Annotated in this window: 21 protein-coding genes; 11 read left to right on the forward strand and 10 right to left on the reverse strand. The window is 40.6% G+C overall.

The window, feature by feature from the left end:
* Positions 1-64 precede the first annotated feature (64 nt).
* Positions 65-916, reverse strand: a complete 852-nt coding sequence (locus I6J03_RS10555) for an RteC domain-containing protein (RefSeq protein WP_003012636.1) — start codon at positions 914-916, stop codon at positions 65-67.
* A 311-nt stretch (positions 917-1,227) separates the two neighbouring features.
* Complete coding sequence (locus I6J03_RS10560; RefSeq protein ID WP_003012635.1) at positions 1,228-1,545, reverse strand: NADPH-dependent FMN reductase; 318 nt, start codon at positions 1,543-1,545, stop codon at positions 1,228-1,230.
* Between the two features lie 237 nt (positions 1,546-1,782).
* Here I6J03_RS10560 and I6J03_RS10565 point away from each other — a divergent pair, with 237 nt between their 5' ends.
* From I6J03_RS10565 to lepB (I6J03_RS10590), 6 genes are all read left to right on the forward strand, one after another.
* On the forward strand, positions 1,783-2,580 hold the full coding sequence (locus I6J03_RS10565) for a ParA family protein (protein WP_003012633.1): 798 nt from the start codon (positions 1,783-1,785) through the stop codon (positions 2,578-2,580).
* A 1-nt stretch (position 2,581) separates the two neighbouring features.
* Entirely contained in the window at positions 2,582-3,508 is a 927-nt protein-coding gene (locus tag I6J03_RS10570) for a ParB/RepB/Spo0J family partition protein (protein WP_003012631.1), read from the forward strand.
* A gap of 8 nt (positions 3,509-3,516) precedes the next feature.
* Positions 3,517-4,257 (forward strand): DUF5683 domain-containing protein, encoded by a 741-nt coding sequence (locus I6J03_RS10575; RefSeq protein WP_003012630.1) that lies wholly within the window; start codon positions 3,517-3,519, stop codon positions 4,255-4,257.
* 174 nt (positions 4,258-4,431) lie between these two features.
* Positions 4,432-5,175: a 4-hydroxy-tetrahydrodipicolinate reductase gene (gene dapB, locus I6J03_RS10580; RefSeq protein WP_003012628.1), complete on the forward strand. Its 744-nt coding sequence runs from the start codon at positions 4,432-4,434 to the stop codon at positions 5,173-5,175.
* A 5-nt stretch (positions 5,176-5,180) separates the two neighbouring features.
* Positions 5,181-6,614: a signal peptidase I gene (lepB, locus tag I6J03_RS10585; protein WP_003012626.1), complete on the forward strand. Its 1,434-nt coding sequence runs from the start codon at positions 5,181-5,183 to the stop codon at positions 6,612-6,614.
* 21 nt (positions 6,615-6,635) lie between these two features.
* Entirely contained in the window at positions 6,636-8,042 is a 1,407-nt protein-coding gene (lepB, locus tag I6J03_RS10590) for a signal peptidase I (RefSeq protein ID WP_003012625.1), read from the forward strand.
* Between the two features lie 93 nt (positions 8,043-8,135).
* On the opposite strand, the gene I6J03_RS10595 is transcribed toward lepB (I6J03_RS10590), so the two are convergent.
* On the reverse strand, positions 8,136-8,852 hold the full coding sequence (locus I6J03_RS10595) for a pyridoxine 5'-phosphate synthase (RefSeq protein ID WP_003012623.1): 717 nt from the start codon (positions 8,850-8,852) through the stop codon (positions 8,136-8,138).
* A gap of 127 nt (positions 8,853-8,979) precedes the next feature.
* On the opposite strand from I6J03_RS10595, the gene cdaA reads away from it, so the two are divergent.
* Positions 8,980-9,765: a diadenylate cyclase CdaA gene (gene cdaA, locus I6J03_RS10600; protein WP_002999975.1), complete on the forward strand. Its 786-nt coding sequence runs from the start codon at positions 8,980-8,982 to the stop codon at positions 9,763-9,765.
* Positions 9,766-9,773: 8 nt separating this feature from the next.
* A complete protein-coding gene (locus I6J03_RS10605; RefSeq protein ID WP_003012621.1) occupies positions 9,774-11,018 on the forward strand; it encodes a dicarboxylate/amino acid:cation symporter in 1,245 nt (414 codons plus the stop codon).
* A gap of 8 nt (positions 11,019-11,026) precedes the next feature.
* On the opposite strand, the gene I6J03_RS10610 is transcribed toward I6J03_RS10605, so the two are convergent.
* Positions 11,027-11,914, reverse strand: a complete 888-nt coding sequence (locus I6J03_RS10610) for a LysR family transcriptional regulator (protein ID WP_003012620.1) — start codon at positions 11,912-11,914, stop codon at positions 11,027-11,029.
* 78 nt (positions 11,915-11,992) lie between these two features.
* Here I6J03_RS10610 and I6J03_RS10615 point away from each other — a divergent pair, with 78 nt between their 5' ends.
* Both I6J03_RS10615 and I6J03_RS10620 read left to right on the forward strand, forming a co-directional pair.
* Entirely contained in the window at positions 11,993-12,901 is a 909-nt protein-coding gene (locus tag I6J03_RS10615; RefSeq protein WP_003012618.1) for a DUF1338 domain-containing protein, read from the forward strand.
* Positions 12,902-12,929: 28 nt separating this feature from the next.
* Positions 12,930-15,854: an FAD-binding and (Fe-S)-binding domain-containing protein gene (locus tag I6J03_RS10620; protein WP_003012616.1), complete on the forward strand. Its 2,925-nt coding sequence runs from the start codon at positions 12,930-12,932 to the stop codon at positions 15,852-15,854.
* Between the two features lie 46 nt (positions 15,855-15,900).
* On the opposite strand, the gene I6J03_RS10625 is transcribed toward I6J03_RS10620, so the two are convergent.
* From I6J03_RS10625 to I6J03_RS10650, 6 genes are all read right to left on the reverse strand, one after another.
* Positions 15,901-16,737, reverse strand: coding sequence for a DUF2911 domain-containing protein (locus I6J03_RS10625; RefSeq protein ID WP_003012615.1), 837 nt, complete (start codon positions 16,735-16,737; stop codon positions 15,901-15,903).
* A gap of 24 nt (positions 16,738-16,761) precedes the next feature.
* The gene (locus I6J03_RS10630; RefSeq protein ID WP_003012613.1) at positions 16,762-18,495 is read right to left on the reverse strand and encodes a DUF4091 domain-containing protein; all 1,734 of its coding nucleotides are present in this window, start codon (positions 18,493-18,495) and stop codon (positions 16,762-16,764) included.
* A gap of 87 nt (positions 18,496-18,582) precedes the next feature.
* Complete coding sequence (locus I6J03_RS10635) at positions 18,583-19,869, reverse strand: sugar MFS transporter (RefSeq protein ID WP_003012611.1); 1,287 nt, start codon at positions 19,867-19,869, stop codon at positions 18,583-18,585.
* A 301-nt stretch (positions 19,870-20,170) separates the two neighbouring features.
* The gene (locus I6J03_RS10640; protein ID WP_003012607.1) at positions 20,171-20,599 is read right to left on the reverse strand and encodes a hotdog fold thioesterase; all 429 of its coding nucleotides are present in this window, start codon (positions 20,597-20,599) and stop codon (positions 20,171-20,173) included.
* Positions 20,592-21,113 (reverse strand): DinB family protein, encoded by a 522-nt coding sequence (locus I6J03_RS10645; RefSeq protein ID WP_003012606.1) that lies wholly within the window; start codon positions 21,111-21,113, stop codon positions 20,592-20,594. The genes I6J03_RS10640 and I6J03_RS10645 overlap by 8 nt, the downstream gene beginning before the upstream one ends.
* A complete protein-coding gene (locus I6J03_RS10650) occupies positions 21,091-22,326 on the reverse strand; it encodes a sensor histidine kinase (RefSeq protein ID WP_003012603.1) in 1,236 nt (411 codons plus the stop codon). The genes I6J03_RS10645 and I6J03_RS10650 overlap by 23 nt, the downstream gene beginning before the upstream one ends.
* A 123-nt stretch (positions 22,327-22,449) precedes the next feature.
* Here I6J03_RS10650 and gltX point away from each other — a divergent pair, with 123 nt between their 5' ends.
* Complete coding sequence (gene gltX / locus I6J03_RS10655; protein ID WP_003012600.1) at positions 22,450-23,976, forward strand: glutamate--tRNA ligase; 1,527 nt, start codon at positions 22,450-22,452, stop codon at positions 23,974-23,976.
* Positions 23,977-24,140: the final 164 nt, after the last annotated feature.

The following is a 24,140-nucleotide window of genomic DNA, read 5'->3' on the forward strand; positions in this document are numbered from 1 at the left end:
CAGAGATGGGCAAAAAAAAGTAGTACACGGAAATGTACTGCTTTGAAAAAATGGCTTTTGATAGTCAAAGGTCTTTATCCATATATTCTTCCAATGAAATTTTGAGTTGGTCTAAAAACGCTGTTCGGGAGCCAGCACGGGTTTTCATTCTGTGGAAAGCGTGGTGTATATCGTTTACAGGAGTTCGAAACAGGATTTGGAAAATCAAAGCCAGTTTTCGTATGCCTATATTTCCATTAGAAACAGAACTGGAAGCATACAGGGCATATATCAGTTCGATAAGTGCGTTTTGTGAATTTGTCCACGAAATGTCCTTACTGATTTCCTCATTCAGATTTAATAGAACCAGGTCTGGGTTTTCTTCGGGATTTATTTTGTTTAGTAAATAAGTATAGAGTAGTTCATTGGCAATAATATGGGCTATTTTGTTATCGTAATAAGTGGAAAAACTAAGGTCTATTTCAAAAACTCCGCTATTCAAACCATCGTGGTAATTAATTTTCCCGAGCATAAAGTAGCTGTGGTCACGGTCAGTTCTTCCAGCACGGTAATACCTGTAAAAATAAGTGTTGCAAATACTCTCTTTATATTCTGATTTGAGAGATTTTAACTCATTCTCGACAAAGCTCTGATATATTTCTCCTATATTGACAGGGCACGTTGTTTCGATGCGGAAAACTTTGTTATAGTAAATGAGCTTTCCTAAGATTTGTGGTTTGATGTTTTTGAAAAAGTCAATTTCCTGTCCTTCATTTTTAAATCCGTCTTTTAACACTTTGCCTTTTACATTTTGCATCATCTCATTTAGGAATAAGGTCATTTGGTATGCCTCTTCCGCAGTTGGCGTTAGTTCGGAGGTCAGTTTATTTTCCTGATGCCTGATTTGCGATAATATTTTACTCAACAGAATTTCCATAGCACAATCGTTTTATAATTATCACTATCTTTCTTGGAATACATCTATTATTGATAACCCAAAATTTGGAAAATATAATGAGTTAAATATCACAGGTTCCCCACAGTGGGGGGATTTTTTTGATAATTTTTGTATGGGAGGGGTGCAATAAAGGGTAAAGTACATTGTTGCTTTACCCTTTATTTTTCTATATTTGCAATATTGATTTACAAGGTAATCAGATGAAAGCGAGTGCAGTAAGCACCATTACTAAATCATTACCGATTGGATTTTCCACTCTTGTAAACTACTCTTTATTAGCCACTTTGGGCTTAATTAATCTTTTTATTTAAAAAACTCACCGGGAAGGTACAGGCATCGATAAATACTTTGAGCACTCCGGGATAGCTGCCATTGTATTCCGGGATAATAAAAATAAACTTTTTGGCGGCGGATACCTGCTCCTGAATGACGCTGAATGCTTCGCTCCGGTTGTTGTAGAGGTCTGATACGATGATGTTTTCGGGAAGATCTCCTAAGGATAATAAACCCCATTCTTCTCCTTTACGGCTAAGTTCCTGTTGATAATATAATGCCACCTTTAGGGAGTGACTACCCACTCTGTTTGTTCCCGATATAATTAAATTCATTGTCGTCTTGTTACTTACAAAAACCGCTCCGTGCAGGAGTTACGATATCATTGATTTTTTGTATCTTAGCGGTCTGTGGTTTAGTGGACTAAACTGCTATCAAAAGTACGAATTTAACATCATTTAAGCATTTTATTCATAAATCGTCAGTAAATTTGTCGTTTAAGCAGAACAAAAGCAGGTTTTTTGATGGTTTACTTGAATTAAGAGGCATATAACGTTTTAGATTATCATTCAATGGGTAAAATTATAGCTATCGCAAATCAAAAGGGAGGAGTAGGGAAAACCACTACTTCTATTAACCTGGCTGCGAGTTTGGCCGTGTTAGAATATAAAACACTTCTGGTTGATGCTGATCCTCAGGCGAATTCCACGTCTGGTATCGGTTTTGATCCAAGAGGCATCAAAGCAAGTGTATATGAGTGTCTGGTCAATGACCTGAGCGCCCGCGAAGCTATTCAAGCCACCGAAACTCCAAATCTGGATCTGCTTCCGGCACATATTGATCTGGTCGGAGCTGAGATCGAGATGATCAATATGCACGAGCGTGAGTATAAGATGAAGAAGATTCTGGATGAAATCAAAGACGATTACGATTTCATCATCATTGACTGCTCCCCATCTTTAGGACTGATCACGATCAATGCCCTTACCGGTTCGGATTCGGTTATTATACCGGTACAGTGTGAGTACTTTGCTCTGGAAGGACTTGGTAAATTATTGAATACAATCAAGATCGTTCAAAACAGATTAAATACAAATCTGGAAATCGAAGGGATCTTACTCACCATGTATGACGTACGTCTTCGTCTGTCAAACCAGGTGGTAGAAGAAGTGCGTACACATTTTAATGACTTGGTATTTAGTACTATTATTCAACGTAATACGCGTTTGAGCGAAGCTCCGAGTTTTGGTATCTCCGTAATTATGCATGATGCTTCCTGTAAAGGAGCGATTAATTACCTGAACCTGGCGAGAGAGATTCTGGAAAAAAATGGAATGGTTAAAGAGGAAAAGCAAACGGTAACTGCATAATATGGCTGCACAACAACGTAAAACAGGGTTAGGTAAAGGACTTGGGGCATTGCTCCAGAATGAAAATATTGAAGTATCCAGATCATCAAGTGTATCGGAGTCTGATGTAATGGAAAAAGGTAAAACTTCCGGAAGCATTAATTTTATCAAAGTAGAAGAGATCACCGTCAATCCTTTCCAGCCTCGTACAGATTTTGACGAGCAGGCTCTTCAGGAATTATCCGAATCTATACAGCTTCAGGGATTAATACAGCCGATTACTGTTCGTCAGGTAGGAGACAATGCTTATCAACTGATCAGTGGAGAGCGTCGTCTGCGTGCTTCCAAACTGGCAGGTATTACCTCCATTCCGGCATATGTACGTACAGCCAATGACCAGCAGATGCTGGAAATGGCACTTATTGAAAATATTCAACGTGAAAACCTGAATGCCATCGAAGTGGCGCTGAGTTTTCAGCGCATGATAGAAGAATGTAACCTTAAACAGGAAGAACTGGGGGATCGGGTGAGCAAAAACCGTTCTACAGTGACGAACTATCTGCGCCTTTTGAAATTACCTCCTGTCATACAGGCTGCCATTCGTGACGGACAGCTTTCTATGGGACATGCACGCGCACTCATCAATGTAGGAGAAGTCGATAAGCAGTTGTATATCTTTAAAGAAATCATTGAAAAGGGACTTTCTGTACGTAAAGCAGAGCAATTGGTACGTGAGGTACAACAAGCTGCTGCCCGCAAGAAATCTCCTTCAGATAAAAAAACGGCACTTACTTTTCAATTTCAAAAAATAGAAGATGACCTGGCAAGTAAATTTGCTTCAAGGGTAAAACTAAACGTTAAATCATCTACAAAAGGAAAGGGAGCTATTGAAATTCCTTTCGAGTCAGAAGATGATCTGAGCCGGATCCTGGAGTTATTGGATTGGTAATTTGTAGAATGATGATAAAGTACCTGTTCACTCTTTTTGTTCTGATTTCCACTACAGTAGTCTGTTTTGCTCAAAAAACAGATACCGTAAAGACTATTCCTGCCAGGAATACAAAACTGGAAGCAGAGAAAATCGTGACTCAGGATACGGTCAAGAAAGAAGAATCCCGAAAAGAAAGAAGAAAAAGAGAAAAGGCTGAGAAAGAAGCGAAGGAAAAGGCGGAAGAAGTATTTAAAGACTCTGCCCGCCTGGCAATAGAACACAAGTCCAAAGTTGCCTGGAAAAGATCTCTTATCCTTCCCGGATGGGGACAGCATTACAACGGAGGTGTATGGTGGATCAAAGTTCCGGTAATATACGGAGGTTTTGTGTCTACAGGTCTTATTATAGAATTTAACCAACGCTATTACAGCCAGGTACTTAAAGAACTGGATTTTCGTATTTCCACAGGAGATACAGAGCGAAAAGATCCTGAACTAAGAGGCATGTCCACCACAGGACTGATTCAGGCCAAAGACAATTTCAGAAGAAACCGTGATTTGGCTATATTAGGTACACTGGGTTGGTACGGATTAAACATTGTAGAAGCCTATGTCGATTCTATGCTCAAGAACCGATGGAATATAGGAGATGCCAAAAATGTAAATATCCGATTTTCTCCTACAATCATATCTAATAACAGTTATGCTTTCCAAAGCGGACCGATTCGGCCGACTGTTGGTCTAAAAATGACTATGCAATTCAAATAATACACGCAAACCTCTTTATAAATCCATTTAAGTCATTAAATTAGCGTGGTAAATATTTTGACTTGAAGAAAAAATCCTGATAATATGAAATATACCTGAGCCACAGACCGCACTAACGGGAGTGGATATTATTCAGATATTCCATATTGCAGTTAAAAAACAAATTATATCCATATGAAAATAGTCCTTTTAGGATACGGCAAAATGGGTCAGCTTATTGAGAAATTCGCACAAAAGCGAGGTCATGAGGTGATACTTGTTGTTGACCAGCATAATAGAGAAACATTGACCGCTCAAGATATACAGGATGCTGATGTAGCCATCGATTTCAGTGTGCCATCAGGAGCTCTGGAAAATATCAGTCTGTGTTTTGAAGCATCTGTACCACTCGTTGTGGGTACGACCGGATGGTACGATCATCTGGATGAGGTAAAAGATATTTGTCTGGAGACAGGTCAGTCCTTATTATACGGTTCTAATTTCAGTATTGGAGTAAATATTTTCTTCCATATCAATAAAATGCTGGCAAAGGCTATTCAACCCTATCATCAATATGATGTGCAGGTAGAAGAAATTCACCACGTACATAAGCTGGATGCACCTAGCGGGACAGCTATTACTATTGCAGAAGGTATTCTGAATAATAGTGATACCAAACAGCAATGGGTAAATGAACTGGTAGATGACGGAGATGGTATCATTCCTAAACCGAATGAATTGCTGATCGAAAGTCTGCGTATTGAAGAAGTTCCGGGTACACATACCGTACTCTATAGTTCAGAAGTAGATCAGATCGAATTTAAGCACACTGCACATAACCGGGAAGGTTTTGCGCTTGGAGCTGTTATTGCAGCAGAGTGGCTTAAAGGTAAAAAAGGGTTCTATCAGGTAACCGAAATGTTTGACTTTAATAAGTAAATCATATGATCAGTATTATTGTATTTATAGTATTAACTATTGTTGCATTATTCGGACTTTGGCAGCTCTTTGTCAAAGCAGGAAAACAAGGATGGGAATCCATCGTACCTTTTTATCGGGAATATGTATTCGCACAATTGACGGGAAAGCCAACCTGGCAGGTATTTCTATTACTGATTCCGATCGTTAATATCTTTATTTTCTATGGTCTTTACCTGGACTTTATCAAATCCTTTGGTAAGTTTAGATTTTGGGAACATGCTGCTGCAATATTAGTTCCTTTTATCGTATTGCCTATGTGGGCCAAAGATCCGAAGGTAAAATATCTGGGATTGTCTGCTACAGAAGAATTCAAAAAGAAATATCCGTACAAGAAATCTGTCGGAAGAGAATGGGCAGATGCGATTGTCTTTGCGATCGTTGCCGCTTATTTTATCCGGAGCTTTGTGATAGAATTATATTTCATCCCGTCCGGGTCAATGGAAAAAAGTTTAATGACCGGAGATTGTATCGTTGTTAGTAAATTTCACTACGGTGTTCGTCTGCCTATTACACCAATAGCCTTTCCTTTAGCACATCATACCATGCCGCTTTTGGGGACAAAAGCCTATTCCACTATAATCCAGTGGCCGTACCGCCGCTTACCTGGATTACAGGAGATCAAACGGAATGATATATTCGTTTTCAATCTCCCTGAAGAAGCTGATCCGCCGTTAAGCCGGCCTATCGACAAACGCGAAAATCTGATCAAACGTTGTGTGGGACTTCCTGGCGATATTATCACGCTTAAAGAGTCTGTACTATTCGTCAATAATAAACCCGGCTTTGATCCGTCGGAAGGAATGATGGACTATTTTGTTTTTACTGACGGAACAGGGCTGAATCCTGATCGTATGTTGGAAAAACGTATTGAGTTCTATTCCGCAGGTCAGGAGCCTTATCAGGTATTTTTGACTAAAGCAGAATTGGCCGATATGAAAACCTGGCCGAATATCAAGCAGATCATTCCCAATATTGCCAAACCTACCGATATAGATCAGGGAGAGGGCATATTCCCACATAATCCCAAGTACCATTGGAATGTAGATAACTTCGGACCGTTGCAAATCCCTAAAAAGGGATGGACGGTGCAGCTTGATAGCATGACTATGCCACTTTATGAGCGTGCGATTCGTGTATATGAAGGAAACGAAGTCGAGACCAAAGCAGATGGTATTTATATCAATGGGGCTAAAGCATCAAGCTATACTTTCAAAATGAATTATTACTGGATGATGGGTGATAACCGTCACAACTCCAGAGATGCCCGCGTATGGGGATTAGTTCCTGAAGATCATATCGTAGGAAAACCTCTGTTTGTATTGTACAGTAAAGATAAAGATGGCTCAGGATTCTCGAGTTTCAGATGGAATAGAGTATTTAAAAGCATAAACGATTAAAGAAGCGAAGGACACAACTTCATGTGGTATATTATATTTGGAATAACAGCTCTCCTGTCAATATATGGGTTATGGAGATTGTTTGAAAAGGCAGGAGAACAAGGGTGGAAGGCTATTATTCCATTTTACAGAGAATATGTGATGGCGCAATGTACCGCCAGACCGACATGGACTGTGTTACTTCTCCTTGTGCCTATCGTTAATATATTCGTGTTCTACGGAATATGGTTCGACTTTATCAAATCTTTCGGTAAGAGACGGTTTTGGGAGCATGCAGCGGTTGTATTAGTTCCCTTTATCATTCTGCCGGTGTGGGGACACGATGACCAGGTAAAATATCTCGGTGCATATAATACAGATGAGTTTAAGAAACAATATCCCTATACCAAATCCTTCACAAGAGAATGGGCGGATGCTATTGTATTTGCTGTTATTGCTGCCTCATTGATCCGTGGATTTTTGATTGAAGCCTATATGATTCCTACCGGGTCAATGGAAAGGAGTCTGTTAGTGGGCGATTTTTTATTTGTAAGCAAGTTGAATTACGGTCCCCGTATTCCTATTACTCCTTTGGCTTTTCCCTTTGCACACCATACCATGCCGGTAACCGGTGGCAAAGCTTATTCCGAATGGATTCAGGTTCCTTATAAACGGCTCCCCGGATTTCAGGATATCAAACGCAACGATGTAGTTGTTTTTAATTATCCGATGGAAGCAGACGCCCCTTATAACCGGCCCATAGATAAAAGAGAAAATTATATTAAACGATTGGTCGGAATGCCCGGAGATAAGGTTACAATGAAAAACAAGAGATTGTTGATCAATGGAGAGCCAGCTTTCACGAATGAAGATATGCAGCACGGATATCTCGTTTTTACAGACGGTTCGGGTTTGGATCAGAAGCAATTGATTCGTAAACGGTATGAGTCTACCGACAGTTTTATTGAACCCTATCTTCTGCATATTACTCCTGAAGAATCAGAAGATGTTAAGAAATGGGTGCACGTGGAACAGGTTATTTCGTTTCAGAATCAGAACTCAGCATTTCCGCATATCGATAAATGGGACTGGACATTTGATAACTTTGGACCCGTTGTCGTGCCATCAAAAGGCTGGACGGTTCAGCTTGACAGCATGACTATGCCCCTTTATGAGCGTGCTATCCGGGTGTATGAAGGAAATACAGTGGAAGAAAAAAAGGATGGTATTTATATCAATGGAGCTAGAGCAACAAGCTATACTTTTCAAATGAATTATTACTGGATGATGGGCGATAACCGCGACAACTCTGAAGACTCCAGAGGATGGGGATTTGTACCGGAAGACCACATTGTAGGCAAAGCCCTATTTGTATGGCTGAGCTGGGATAAGGACGGTAGTTTCCTGTCAAAAATAAGGTGGAACAGAATATTTAAAGGAATAAAATAAACATCTTTACGGATACTAAAAATCCTCCTCCGAATGTTATTCAGGGGAGGATTTTTTTGGTATTATAAAGTCTTATTCCTTCTTTGTTAAAGGTTACTTTAAAGCTGCCAAATATCGTTTTATGGTTTCCTCTAGCCCCAGATACAGTGCATCTGCTATCAGGGCATGTCCTATGCTTACTTCCAGTAAACCAGGGATATGCTGATTAAAATAAGTCAGATTATTCAGATCCAGATCATGACCTGCATTGATGCCCAGACCTACTTCGTTTGCTTTTTGGGCAGCCTTAAAATAAGGTTGTATTGCCGCTTCGCGTTCGTCCAGAAATGCAGTTGCATATGCTTCTGTATATAACTCTATACGGTCAGTACCCGTTTCGGCAGCGGCTTCTACCATTTCAGGATCGGGATCTACAAATATAGATACCCGGATACCATGGTCTTTAAAAAGCTTACACATTTCCTTTAGATAAGCCTGATGCTTAATGGTGTCCCAGCCATGATTGGACGTAATCTGTCCTTCTTCGTCCGGAACAAGAGTCACCTGAGCCGGCTTATTGGCCAATACAAGATCAACAAATTTCTGTTCCCTGCAATTGCCTTCAATATTAAATTCTGTCGTAATATTTTCTTTCAGATCATATACATCTGTGTAGCGGATATGGCGTTCGTCTGGTCGGGGATGTACGGTGATGCCCTGAGCGCCAAATCTTTCACAGGCTAAAGCTGCGGCTAATACGCTTGGGTTATTTCCTCCTCTGGAATTACGGAGAGTGGCGATCTTATTGATATTTACAGATAATCTAGTCATAATGAGATGTAATTAGAGTATGCGTATACAAACATAAATATAAAGAGAGACTTCTGTGCGTTTTTGTCAATTATTAACACACATCTTTAGTCGATTTTTTTTAACTTGCGGGATATATCAATTTTAAATGGATTCGAGTTTCTTAAGTGGTTTTAGACTGTTAGATATTGTGGACATCTTGCTGGTGGCCATTATTATTTATTATGTCTACAGCCTGATAAGAGGGACCATTGCCGTCAACATTCTCATCGGTGTAGCGCTGTTTTACGGTATATATCTTATTGTCAAGCAGATGGAGATGCGTTTGCTGACAGAAATCTTCGGCGGTTTTATTTCAGTTGGATCCATAGCACTGATTGTGGTATTCCAACAGGAAATCAGGCGTTTTTTGCTTCATGTAGGCAAGAATATATCCATGAAACGGAAGAAATACCTGTGGTCATTTCTGGGTAACAAAAAAGCAGTCGCCAGTGAGAACACCGAATTTCTGAGACCGATTATCGACGCATGTCGCAGTATGTCCAAATCCCGCACCGGAGCTTTACTGGTTTTCGCCAAATATTTTGATGAAGAATATTACCAGAGTAGCGGAGAGCTTATTGATGCGCATATCTCCAAGCGACTGATTGAAAGTATATTTAATAAACTAAGTCCTTTACATGATGGGGCGGTGGTGATTGTAGACAACAAAATTATGTCTGCAAGTTGTGTATTACCGCTTTCAGATAGTGAGGATCTGCCCCTGCAATTTGGATTGCGCCACCGGGCAGCGATCGGGGTGACGGAGATCAGTGATGCCATCGCCGTAGTCGTGTCAGAAGAGACCGGTGAGATCTCTTTTGCCAAGGACGGGAATGTGAATATGAATATTACACACGAAGAGCTGGAAGAGCTTCTGAAAGCGGAATTATAACCTAACCAATGCATAACATATTTAAGAACCTAACCTTTCAAGTTCTTACTGCTATTATTTTAGGTGTCCTTGCAGGCATCTATTTTCCTGGTTTTGCTGATACGGCAAGAATCATCAGTGAGACCTTTATCAATATGATCAAAATGGTCATTGCTCCTATTATCTTTTTAACCATAGTGCTGGGCATAGCCAGTATGGGAGATATGAAAAAGGTCGGACGTGTAGGCGGTAAAGCACTTCTTTATTTTGAAATAGTAACCACATTTGCACTTATTATAGGCCTTTTTGTTGCTCACTATACTGAGCCGGGAAGAGGAGTCAACTTTAACCATGAAGGTGTTGCTGATATTCAGAAGTATAAGAATGAGGCTGCAGAAATCAACTGGATAGAATTTTTTACCCATATTGTTCCTTCCAATGTGTTCAAAGCATTCACGGATGGAAATATCCTGCAGGTTTTATTCTTTTCTATATTATTCGGACTTGGACTGACAAAACTTGGTGAACAGAGACAGCCTTTGCTGCGGAGCTTCGACCGGTTTTCAAAAGTACTCTTCAATATTATGAAGATGATTATGAGGTTAGCTCCCTTAGGTGCATTCGGAGGAATGGCTTATACAATAGGTACACACGGAATAGAAGCACTGGCGCCTATGGGGAGGCTTATGCTTTCGGTATATGCCACCATGATTCTATTCATCTTCGTATGTCTGAATATTATCTGCCGTATGTATAAATTCAGCCTGTGGAAATACCTCAAGTTTATAAAGGAAGAAATCCTGATCGTACTGGGGACCTCGTCTTCGGAGTCTGTGTTACCCAATATTATGCAAAAGATGGAGGATTTTGGATGTTCCCGTTCTGTGGTTGGATTGGTAATTCCGACAGGTTATTCCTTCAATCTGGACGGAACGACTATTTATCTGTCCATGGCTACCATATTTTTAGCGCAGGTTTTCCATGTGGATCTGAGCTTTGCGCAACTGTTAACCATTATCGGGATACTGTTAGTAACCAGTAAAGGTGCTGCTGCCGTTACAGGGGGTGGTTTTATTGTTCTGGCCGGTACATTGACAGCACTCAAAGTTATTCCTGTAGAAGGAATGGCAATATTGCTTGGTGTGGACCGCTTCATGAGTGAAGCAAGGGCTATCACTAATCTGATCGGAAATGGTGTTGCTACAGTCGTCATCGCAAAAAGCGAAAAAGAATTCGATGAGGAAAAGTATCAGAACGCCATTTCTGAATTATAGGAATACACTTAGATAGATTTCATAAATCGTTGTATCTGCGGATTCTGATTGCTTTTATCCCATACCGCAAAGATCTGGGTACGCTGTGGAATAGCTTTAAGTTCGATTGCTATTACATCTTCGGTATGAAGCTGGGCCAAAGAAGTAGGGATAATAGAGATCCCCATGCCGCACCCGACCAGTGAAAATATGGTTGGACCATGAATGGCCTGGTGAGTGATTCGGGGATAAAATCCGCTGTCACTGCAAAGATTTATGATCTGCTGAAAATAAAATTCACTTTTAGCATTCGGAAATAAAATAAAGTCTTCGTCCTTTAATATACTCAGATCTTTAAAATGGTAGTTTCCGAATCGGTGATTCCGGGGAAGAATAAGTGTGAATGTTTCTTCAAACACCCGTAGAATGTGCATCTGGTCTCTAACCTGATTGGAACGCATAAAACCAATGTCAATGTCTCCGTTTTCCAGTGCAGGTAATTGTTCAAAATTGTTCATTTCTTCAAATCGAAGATGTATTGCCGGATAGGCTGTATGAAATTTTTTAATCGCTTCCGGGAGAAAAGAAGACATAGCAGATGCCACAAACCCGATCTTCAGTGTGCCTGCTGATCCTGTATGGAACTGATCCAGACGTTCCATACTACGCTCCACCTGTTGTAAAATACGAACCGCTTCCGCGTAAAATAACTCACCCGGATCGCTTAATGATATTTTTTTATTCAGTCTGTCGAATAAAGATACTCCCAGTTGTTGTTCCAGTAATTTGATCTGCTGGCTCAGTGCCGACTGTGAGATGTGTAATTTATCTGCTGCTTTATGATAATGTAATTCCTCCGCCAAAGCCCTGAAATAGCGAAGCTGACGTAATTCTATCTGATTAGTTTTGCTTATCATTATTTAAGTTTTATTAATCATTACTTATGGTGAAAATAGGTAAATTTGATCAAATGGTAGTACTAAAAGAGCAATAACATGAAATTTGAAGAAAATAAACCTTTAGATATCGTTCTTAACGATTTATTCGAGCATTACAGAAAGAATGTAACTGCAGTAGGGCAGATTACAGATGCTTTATTGCAGAAAGGTGTGGTATCCTCCCAGGAAGATATTGTAAATGATCATATTGCTTTCCGTACCCTGGGGGTTCCTCATTTGGGTATAGCCTCATTCGAGAAGATCTTTCTGGCCTATGGGTATAAGAAAATGGATCACTATTATTTTGAAGGGAAAAAACTGGATGCGTACTGGTTCAAACCTCCGAGTACGGATTATCCGCGAATATTTGTTTCAGAACTTATCGTATCTCAATTGAGTGAAGAGGCTCAGACTATCATTCATAAGTATACAGATGGAATTACAGCAGATCCTGTTGATGCGCTGAATCTGGAAAACGGTCAGGAAGCGGCTGATTTTCTTCAGAAACCTTTGTGGAAGCTCCCTTCGTCTTCAGATTATACACGTCTGCTCGAAGAGAGTGAATATGCAGCCTGGGTTATTTTCAACCGATATTATCTGAATCATTATACCATCAGTATCCATGAACTTAAAGAAGGATATAATACATTGGAAGAATTTAACAATTTTGTAGAAGGATTGGGAATCAAGCTAAATACATCCGGTGGTAAGATTAAGACAAGTGAAGACGGTTTACTGAGACAGTCCAGTACAGTTTCAGCACTTTATGATGCAAAATTTTCGGATGGCGTCATATTACAGATTGCCGGAAGTTATGTTGAATTTGCGGAACGAAGTGTATTGCCTGAATTTAAAGATACGCCCAAGGACCAGATAACTGCTGCACAACGCAGAGATGGATTCGAAACGAATAATGCGGATAAAATCTTTGAAAGTACCTATACTACTCAAATAAAAAACAAGTAATATCTCTTTCGGTATAACAGATTAGCATATGGAAGAAAAACTTCGGAGATTAAGTGAAGTACTCGAAGGAGAGTTGCTGTGGGATAACCAGACAAAGATTCTCTATGCAACAGATGCCTCTGCATATCGGGAAATGCCGACTGCTGTGGCCTATCCCAGGAATGTGAAAGATCTGCAGGAGTTAATTGCATTTGCCCGCGCAGAAAAAAGTGCATTGATTCCCCGTACTGCAGGCACTTCTCTGGCCGGACAGGTTGTGGGGAATGGAATTGTTGTAGATGTATCAAAATATTGGACAAAAGTAGTAGAGGTCAATAAAGAAGAGTCATGGGTACGTGTACAGCCCGGAGTGATACGTGATGAACTGAATATGTATCTGAAGCCTCACGGGCTTTACTTTGGGCCGGAGACATCAACGGCTAATCGTGCCATGATCGGCGGTATGGTTGGTAATAACTCCTGTGGCTCCAATTCGCTGATCTACGGAAGTGCAAGAGAACACAGCATTGCAATTAAAGGACTGCTGAGTGATGGCTCGGAAGTTGAATTCGAACCGCTGACATTTGATCAGTTCATCGCCAAAAGTGAATTGGATACGCTGGAAGGCAAGCTTTATCAGCAGATGAAAACCATGCTTGGCGATTATCATAATCAGGAGGAGATACGAAGAGAGTTTCCCCGGAAGAGTATACCTCGCCGTAATACGGGCTATGCCCTGGATCTGTTGCTGGAAACGGATCCTTTTACAGCAGGTACTGAACCATTCAACTTCTGCAAACTGATTGCCGGTTCAGAGGGAACCCTCGTTTTTATTACGGAGATCAAATTGCATGTAGATCCGCTGCATACGAAAAAAACAGGTTTGGCCGGCATTCATTTTAAGACTTTGCAGGATGCATTAAGAGCAAACCTGATCGCCTTGAAGTATCATCCACGCAGTTGTGAACTTATTGATCATTATATCCTGGAATGTACCAAAAATAATCTGGAACAACGTGAGAATCGTTTTTTTATAGAAGGAGATCCGGAAGCAATTCTGGTTGTGGAGTATGATGGAGATGATGAAGAGGCCATTCTGCAAAAAGTGAAGCTAGTAGAGGATGAGATGCGGTCGCAAGGTCTGGGGTATCACTTTCCCGTTATTTTCGGAAAAGATATGCAACGGATCTGGGCGCTTCGAAAAGCAGGTTTGGGGCTGCTGAGTAACCTCCCCGGCGATGAGAAAGCTGTCGCCGTTATCGAGGATACGGCTGTAGATGTTGCTGATCTGCCTGAGTATATTCAGGAGTTCAATACTATACTGGCCAGGTACGGACTCTACTCCGTACACTATGCCCATGCGGCTACGGGTGAATTGCATCTGCGGCCGATCCTGAATCTGAAAACGAAAGAGGGAAATAAACTGTTCAGGACCGTAGCACAGGAGATAGCCATATTGGTAAAAAAATATAAGGGATCATTAAGCGGAGAGCATGGTGACGGAAGACTGAGGGGAGAGTTTATTGCTTACATGATCGGTGAACATAATTACAATCTGCTTAAGGAAATAAAGAAGACGTGGGATCCTGATAATATTTTTAATCCGGGTAAGATTGTAGATACTCTGGCTATGAATACCATGCTTCGCTATGAGCCGGATGCACCTGTGGCAACTATAAAATCGGTATTCAGATATCCGGGACAGAATATTCTGCAGCATGTGGAGCAGTGTAATGGTTCCGGAGATTGCCGTAAATTACATATTTCAGGCGGTACTATGTGTCCGTCTTATATGGCAACCCGGAATGAGCAGGATACTACACGTGCCAGAGCCAATATGCTTCGGGAAATGCTTACCCATTCGACAAAGGAAAATCCTTTTGATCATGAAGAGATCAAATCGGTCATGGATCTCTGCCTGAGTTGTAAAGGGTGCAAGAGTGAGTGCCCGTCAAGTGTCGACATGGCTAAATTGAAAGCAGACTTTCTGCAGGCTTATCACGATGCCAACGGAGTGCCGTTGCGCACACGTATGATCGCCAATATAGATCAGGTATCCAGATTGGGCTCTTTCTTACCTGGGCTTTATAATTGGTCTGTATCAAATGCCTGGGTGAGTAAGCTGATCAAAAAGGCTGTGGGCATAGCTCCGAAACGCTCTCTTCCGACTATTGGCTCTGTTAGTCTCAGGAAATGGTTTCTGTCAAGGGAAAAACCTCTTTATACGAAAGAAATCAGGGGTACTGTCTATTTCTTTTGTGATGAATTTACAAACTATAATGATGTAGAGTTAGGCAAGAAAACCATTCAGCTTCTGGAAGGCTTGCACTATGAGGTACTCATGATTCCTCATCCGCAGAGCGGAAGAGCACTAATGTCTAAAGGTTTTCTGCGTGAAGCAAAGAAAATAGCCGAGCAGCAGATCAATATTTTTAAATCGAGGATTACAGCCGAAACTCCTCTGATAGGGGTGGAACCGTCTGCAATATTGACTTTCAGAGATGAGTATGTCGATCTTGTAGATGAATACCTCTTGAAAGATGCGCAAAAGGTAGCCGCTAATGCCTTGCTGATTGATGAATTTCTGTTGAGAGAAATTTCATCAGGTAAAATCTCCAGTTCGGAATTTTCGCAGGAACAACGTTCCATCAAGCTTCACGGACACTGTCAGCAAAAGGCCTGGAAACTTCAGGCAACCTCTGAGAAGATACTGAGTTTTCCGGCGCATTATGATGTCGAATTGATCGCTTCAGGCTGCTGCGGGATGGCTGGCTCATTCGGATACGAAGAAGAACATTACGATGTGTCTATGCAGATTGGTGAACTTGTCCTGTTTCCGGAGGTGAGAAATAAAGCTGCACAGCAGCTTATTGCTGCTCCTGGCACAAGTTGTCGCCATCAGATTCAGGATGGTACAGGTGTAAAAGCGATGCATCCTGTCGAGATACTGTACGATGCCTTATTAAATAAATAATGCCCGGATTTCCGGGCATTATTATTTGCGCTGGTGTGCGCAAATATTATTTTTTGGCGTTATTCAAAGCCTGCGTGTTTAATTTGATATATTCATCATTTTTACCCGCTTTAGCCATGTCAATACCTTGTTGAGCAGTCTCTGCAGCACCCTTTTTATCTCCGGATTTTAACAGAATCTGTGACTTCCAGTATTTAATCCATGGAGCTTCTGTGTTTCCCTGATCTGCAATATTTACCCATTCAACAGCTTTTTTGATATCCAGATTGTTGTTGAAATAGTATAATGCTGCTTGAAAATAAGGTTTCTTCTCACCTTGCATAGCCTGATCAATAGAAGCTAAAATTTCTTTTGACTGGTCTACCTTGATGTTGAATTGTACCGAGACTTTATCCCATGCGATGCTCACGACACCGGATGTCGTCGTTACCTGATCAAAACTGATGGTGAACGTTTCTACTTTATTCGCTAATGTAGTTGGTTTTACATTGAAACGCACAAGATCCTCTTCTTGTTTATACGTATACGCTCCCCATTGCTTGCTGTTCTTGCTCAGAATAATTGTCCATTCATTTTTGTTAGGGATAGTGAAAATCCCATAAGTACCGGCAGGAACTTTTGTTCCCTGAACAGTGACTTCTTCTTCAAATGTCAGTGTTGACACGGTATTGGCACCGGTACGCCACACTTGTCCGTAAGGTACAAGATCACCGAAAATAGTACGTCCGTTTGTATTAGGTCGGCTATATTTCAATACTACATTGTGAATCCCGATCGCCTGTGTTACTTCAGTAGCGCTGCTAGGCTGAGGTATTTTCAGTTGCGCCTGAGCTCCGAAGGCTAAAGCTGAAGCAACTAATAATGTTAAAATTGACTTTTTCATATCTGTTTAGTATATTCTTAAATATTATAAGCTATTCAGGTATTCACGTGCTTTTATTACCTGATCATGAATCGTATTCTGATGGATATTTTTATTGTTGAATTCCTGAATAACAGACTCTAACTTGTTAAGTTCGGCAGTCTTGCCTTCTTTTTTAAGCTTTTCTCGGATAATTCTGATTTTCTCTGCATCCTGTACTCCTTCAATGAGTTTTTCAAAACGGATTGAAGTCTTTACATCCGGATAGATAAACCATGCATCGCCTGCCAGCCAGGTCCCGAAACGCGTATCTAAGTTAGGATTTTTGTTCCAACAGTCAAAGGCCCAACGGAGATATCCGTCAAATCCGCGCTGTACACTATTCCAGGGTAGCCAGGTGGCTTCACTGTAGCCTGAACTGGTAAATGTATTTGGGAAGGGTTCGGTACAGCAGGTGTAGTAAGTAGTAGTAAGCCCTTTTGCTTTTCTGCTTTCCAATACTTCTTTATCCATGTCTTCCTTCAGCGTAATACAATAATCTGCCAGATCGTCTGACAATTCTTTATGGTATGTTCCCGCCAGCGAGATTTTGAAAGAAGGATCAGCTTCTTTAATAATGGCAATGGCACTTTGCATCTGATCCATAGGCCTTTCGTCCATCGCAATAGTAGTACGATCAAAATTACCGGTCTCTTTTAAATGGCGTGCAAAATCCTTCAGCATAGGAAGCCAGTGTTTTTTATACTCTTCAGATGTGGGGGCTGCCTTTAAGAAAGTAGTCTTTCCCGTAGCCTCATCTTCATAGTAGAATTTTGGATCCCAGGGAATCATGCTGTAGCAATTAATGAACTTACCCATGCCCAGATCGGTCATGAATCTGACCCATTTATCAAAGTTGCTGTAGTCGTATTTCCAGTTGCCATCTTTCGTTTTAATCCATTTGATCATCGTCTGATATTTATCATACGTCTGACCGTTCCAGGGATCATGAATAATACTGGCGGTAATACTCTTTTGTCCGGCACTGGCTAACTTCTGCATGTAGGGCTTTAATATCTCCAGGTGTTTATCCGAAAAAGGCTCTACGTTGTAATAACGTGCGGTAGAGAACGGATTCTGCCAGAGATCAAGATGAAACTGCCACTGGTCACTGGTGGGTAGTGTATGATCCAGAACCTCTATACTGTAATTGATTTCCTGAGCTTTATTACCACTTTTTGCGATCACCTTACCTTTATAGATGCCAGCTTTGGTATGCTGCGGAATATCCAGAGATATCCATATCGGTCGGGTTGTGTTTTTATCATACCGGAAGTGCTGTTCATTTTCAATACGGTCAGCCACTAAGATAGAATCCAGTTTTCCGCTGATACCACAACCTGATTTGAGATTTCCGATAAGATCCGACATCACATAGCTCACATAACTGATGGAGATATGATCTGCGTTTATAGTGTTTTTAGGATCAGATGTAAGGTCTGTTGCAGAAAGTTCGATATCCTGAAAATCTTTTGAAGACCATAACACAGCTTGTATTCCGACTTTTTCACCTTTCCAGGCTTTCTGAGACCAGGATGTCTTCAATACCTGCTGCAGAGGAGGAGTGGTTTTGGAATGACTAAAATTGGTAGATGAAAAGGAAAGATTAATGTCGGGGCTAACGGTTTTCCAATTAGCAGAACTACCGGGCTTCGGATCAGCAGACTCATGTCCGATCTGCCCGAACAACAAGGTGGAACAAAACAGGGTTAGACCTGTTAAAAAGGGTTTAATGCTCATAGTATTAAGTTGTAATTATGCTAAAAAAGCAATTATAATACAGGGTTATAATTGCTTTTTAAAAAATTTAAATGTCAAAGATTGAATTTATGCTTTACCGACTTTATGTCCTTTGACTGCAAAGAACAGAATGTACAGGTAGGCAGGAACCATGGCATATAAGAATGCGTGTTGGAAATCTATATGTAAATGATCTTTTAAATATCCGTATACCAAAGGCCAGATAGCACCTCCCGCAATACCCATGATCATAATAGCAGATCCGATTTTCGTAAATCTACCTAGACCTTTGATGCCAAGAGGGAAGATTGCAGGCCACATTAATGAGTTTGCAATACCCAGAAGAGCAACGAAGATGAAAGATGTAGTGCCGGTAGTTAATACTGAAATAAGGGTAAAAATAATACCAACAATAGTACATACACGTAGAGCCATCTGCTGGGTTACATATTTAGGGATAGCAATGATACCGATAACATATCCAACCAGCATACAGGAAAGTGTAAATGTGGTCGCATAGGTAACAAAAAAGCTATCAATTTTCAATTCCCGGCCATATACACCGATAATATCTCCGGCCATAACTTCTACAGCAACACAGAAGAATATAGCTAATGATCCCAGAAACAGGTGAGGAAACTGAAATACACTTTGTTTCTGCTGAGTATCTGAAGCATTCAGTTCGCTACTTTCTTCTTTGTCTACTTCTACATCCGGAAGATGTGCGAATCTGATCACAATGGCAAACACCACAAAAATAACCGCCAATGCAATATAAGGTGCATGTACTCTTTGTAGTAAATCATCCAGAATCTGATTTTTTACGAGTTCATCTGTTGTAGCGGCTAGTTTTTCTGTAACTTGATGAGCATCTTTCAGAAACAGTGTTCCGAAGATAATAGGAACTGTGATCCCTGCTCCTTTATTAAATAATCCGGCTATTGATATACGTTGTGCCGCACTTTCAATGGGGCCGATGATACTTAAATAAGGATTGACAGCAGTTTGCAATAAAGCCATTGCCGCTCCCTGTACAAAGATTCCGGTAAGGAACAATCCGTAGCTGCGGCTATCCGCTGCCGGAATAAAAATTAATGAACCTAATCCAAGAATTACTAAACTGACGATAAGTCCGTTTTTGAAACCGATCTTTTTCAGTATCCATGAACTTGGTAAAGCCAAAAAGAAATAAGCGATATATGAAGCAAAAGCAACAAAGAAGGCTTGTAAGTCAGTTTCCAAGTTACATGCTATTTTCAGAAAGGGGATTAATGTACCGTTGGCCCAGGTAATAAAACCTAAGATAAAAAAGAGGGCACAGCAGATTATCATCGGCCCGAAAGTAGATTGTTGAGTGGTTTTTTGTGGTTCCATGTTTAGGATTATAGATTATTTTATTGTTGAAAAAATCTTTATTACAAGGCTACTGAAATAATTTCACTTTTTATGTGCAAATGTTTATGCAAACGTTTGTTAAATCGATAGCCAGGTTAAAAAATCCTATAATATTAATAAAAAATCATCAGTTTTATATTAATTATAGTAAGGATATTACAAAAAGAAGAGCGAATCCAGGGGGTGGAATCGCTCTCAAAACCTAAACCGTATCACAAAACCAAGAAAATGGTTTCTATAGGTATTAGACAATGTATTTTTAAAAAAGTTTTGTAACAAATTATCTTTTTGGAACTATGGCAACCGTAAGTCTCGATATGCAAAGCAATTGCCCGCGATGATTATTAATCCGGATATCCCACACATGCGTAGTTGCACCTATATGTAAGGGGCTGCATATGGCTGTTACCTCTTTATCTGTTGCTGATCGTATATGATTAGCATTGATCTCCAGCCCTACACCCATATATTTTTCATCGTTGACAACCATGTTGGAAGCAATACTTCCTACAGATTCGGCCAATACTACAGATGCTCCTCCATGCAACAGTCCGAATGGCTGTTTGGTTTTTTCGTTGACAGGCATGGTTGCCGTAATACTGTTCTCTGTCAGTTCAGTTGCTTTAATACCTAGAAAACCGGTCATATTTTTTGCAAATATGACGTTTAGTTCATCCAGATTGTATTCTTTAAACCAGATACTACTCATTGTCAGGATTAAGGTAACGTTCTTGTATGATAAATTTGTGGTGATTCAAGTGGCCGGCTACGATATAGACAAAGGCGCGGACACTGATCAGACGGTCAGAAGCCATCCCTTTACGACTCAGTTCTGTTTCATTAAAGGTATGAAACAAAGACAGATTTGATCGTCTCAGATAATTGAATTCTTCGATTATACTTTCCAGTGTACGTTCGTTGTGTCGTCCGTTTTGCACAAATTCTTCCTGTTCAAAAGCAGGTAATGAAGTCATATCATTTCTTGCAAAGCGCAATGCTCGGTAAGACATGACACGTTCTGCATCCAGAATATGGCACAATACCTCTTTGATAGTCCATTTATCCTCTGCGTATTTGTACAGCTCTTTATCTTTGGGGATAGATGATATAAAAGCAGGGAAGGTGTTGAGTTGATCTTCAAGGACTTCCATTACGTCTCCGACAATAGTCTCTATGTAGTCAGCGTAGATTGCCGGGTATTCATCCGATTTGAGTGGGTTCATATCTTAAATTGCTCTTTAATACTATTCTAAATGTTGTTCCTTTTCCTATCTCGGATTCTTTGACAAAAATCTGTCCTTTATGATAGTCTACCATACGCTTGGTGAGGCTCAGCCCGAGCCCCCATCCTCTTTTACGTGTGGTAAAGCCAGGTTGGAAGACTGTCTCAAAATTTGATTTTGGAATTCCTTTGCCCGTATCACTAATGTCTATAAAAATTTCTTCTTTTGCAATGTTTTCTGAAATGTTAACACTCACCAGCCCCTCCGATTCAATAGCGTTTACTGCATTTTTGAGTAAGTTTTCAAGTATCCAGTCAAACAGAGGCGCATTCAGCTTCGCTTCTATATGGGTGTCACCTGTCAGGGTGAATGTAATTTTATCACTCGTCCGTATTCTGAAATAATTGATAAAATCATTTACTATCGTGTAGACATTGTAGTTGGATAAAGAAGGTATGGAACCAATCTTGGAAAACCGGTCGGCGACGATCTCCAGCCGTTTGACATCTCTTTCCATTTCGTTCAGAATATTATCATCCTCAGCATCAAACCTCATTCTGACAAGTTCCAGCCACCCCATTAAGGAAGAAATAGGCGTGCCGAGCTGATGTGCAGCTTCTTTGGCCATACCTACCCATACCAGATTTTGCTCTGACTTCTTAATCGAATTAAATACAGTATAAGCTATTATAAGAAAAATCGCAATAACGGAAAGTTGTACATAGGGAAATATCCGGAGTTGTATCAGTTCGTTGGAATCCTTATAGAATACCTGCCATTGATCTCCATTGTCCAGGTTAATGGTAATAGGCGGGTGGCTGCGCTTCATCTCTTTCAGTTCTTTCTGAAAGTATCCGGGATCATAAACAGGGCTGTTGGCTGCAACAGAATCTTGTTCGCTGTGCCTGATATTGGTTTTGGTCGAATCCAGATCCCTCCAGAATATTATGTTATCTTTCTGATCTGTGATAATCGCCGGTAACGCCAGACTGTCTCTTACAGCATAGATGAAGGTGATAAATTCGTCATCCACATCGGGCATGGTAATAATGCTTTTGGTACTCATGGCCCATACCTGCGCCTTTGTCCGCTCGGATGCAGACAGATTTTTGACCAGATTATTGGTATAGAAGAGAGAAGCTCCAGCGATGATCGCTGCAAAAATCAGTAATAAAAATTTCCAGCGTTGTTTGTTGTATTGATAAGGATTCATGCGCCGACTTTGCAAAATGATGCCGCAAAATAGGGAAAATAGATGAGTTGTGATAAATATGGTCAAACTTTAACAGAAGATAACAGTTGTCGCAAATAAAAAATTTTATGGTAATTTTGCAGTATGAGTTCTCAAAAAAGAGTTAGGGTGCGTTTTGCCCCCAGTCCTACCGGCGGTCTGCACTTAGGTGGTGTACGTACAGCCTTATTTAACTATTTGTTTGCACGTCAGCATCAAGGTGAATTTATCCTTCGTATTGAGGATACCGATCAGACAAGATTTGTCCCGGGAGCTGAAGAATATATAAACGAATGTCTCGCCTGGTGCGGAATAGTTCCGGACGAAAGTCCTTCCAAAGAAGGAGCCTACGGACCATACAGACAGAGTGAGCGTAAACCTTCTTACCGTCAGTATGCGGAACAGCTGGTAGAAAAGGGATTTGCCTATTATGCGTTTGATACAGCAGAGGAATTGGATGAACAAAGAAAGATTCAGCCTAACTTCAGATACAGTCATGAAAACCGCATGAATCTTCGCAACTCGTTGAGTCTTCCTGCGGAAGTAACGCAACAATTGCTGACTGAAGGCCATTCACATACTATTCGTATCAAAATGCCTCAGGACGAGACTGTTTCTTTTGAGGATATGATTCGCGGAAGAGTTAGCTTTGAAACGGGGCTCGTAGATGATAAGGTATTATTGAAAGCTGATGGTATGCCTACTTACCATCTGGCCGTAGTAGTCGACGATAAAGCAATGGAGATCAGTCATATCTTCAGAGGTGAAGAGTGGCTGCCGTCTGCGCCTGTACATATATTGCTTTGGGAATATCTGGGCTGGGCTGCTGAAATGCCTCAATGGGCGCATCTGCCGTTAATCCTGAAACCGGATGGAAATGGTAAGCTGAGCAAGCGTGATGGAGACCGTCTTGGATTTCCGGTGTATGCCATGAACTGGACCGATCCTAAGACCGGAGATCTGACTAAAGGATTTAGAGAATTAGGTTTTTTACCGGAAGCATTTGTTAATATGCTGGGAGTATTGGGTTGGAATGATGGTACTGAGCAGGAATTGTTTTCGTTAGCAGAACTGATTGAAAAATTCTCCGTATCACGTGTCAGCAAAGCCGGAGCCAAGTTTGATTTTGAAAAAGCAAAATGGTTCAATCATGAGTGGATCAAACGTACCGATGATGCAACTCTGTTACCTAAAATAATAGAAAATATAGAGCAACATGGAGTGGATACTTCTAAACAATCGGAAGCGTATATGTTGAATGTATTGGGAGCTGTCAAAGAGCGCCTCACCTATGTTGAAGATTTCTGGACACAGGCATCTTTCTTTTTTGTAACTCCTGAACAATATGATGTGGAAGCTGTAAAACCGAAATGGAATGAACAGAAGACTGCATTTTTTCAGGAAATAATAAACGATTTTGAGCAGCAGTCTGACTGGACTGCAGCAGTATTAGAACCGTTGTTCAAAGAAAAAATAACAAGTTCAGGTCTGAAGATGGGTGAACTGATGATGCCATACCGTATTATGCTGGTAGGCGGAAAGTTTGGCCCCGATGTGTTTCAGATAACAGAACTTTTGGGTAAGGAAGAGGTTATTCGTCGTATTGGCAAAGCATTGCCTTTATTTAACTAGAGAATAATCTTAGTACTAAAGGAATGGGCCCGTCCGGAATGTAGATATTTCCGGACGGGCTTTTTTTATAACAGAAATGATAGATTAATCGTTTTATGAATGGATCTCAAATAGGTACATTTGAAAGATCAACCATCCCTGTTGCGGATGTAAAAACTACTAAT

It is taken from the genome of Sphingobacterium spiritivorum, assembly GCF_016724845.1.
GTDB classification, from domain to species: domain Bacteria; phylum Bacteroidota; class Bacteroidia; order Sphingobacteriales; family Sphingobacteriaceae; genus Sphingobacterium; species Sphingobacterium spiritivorum_A.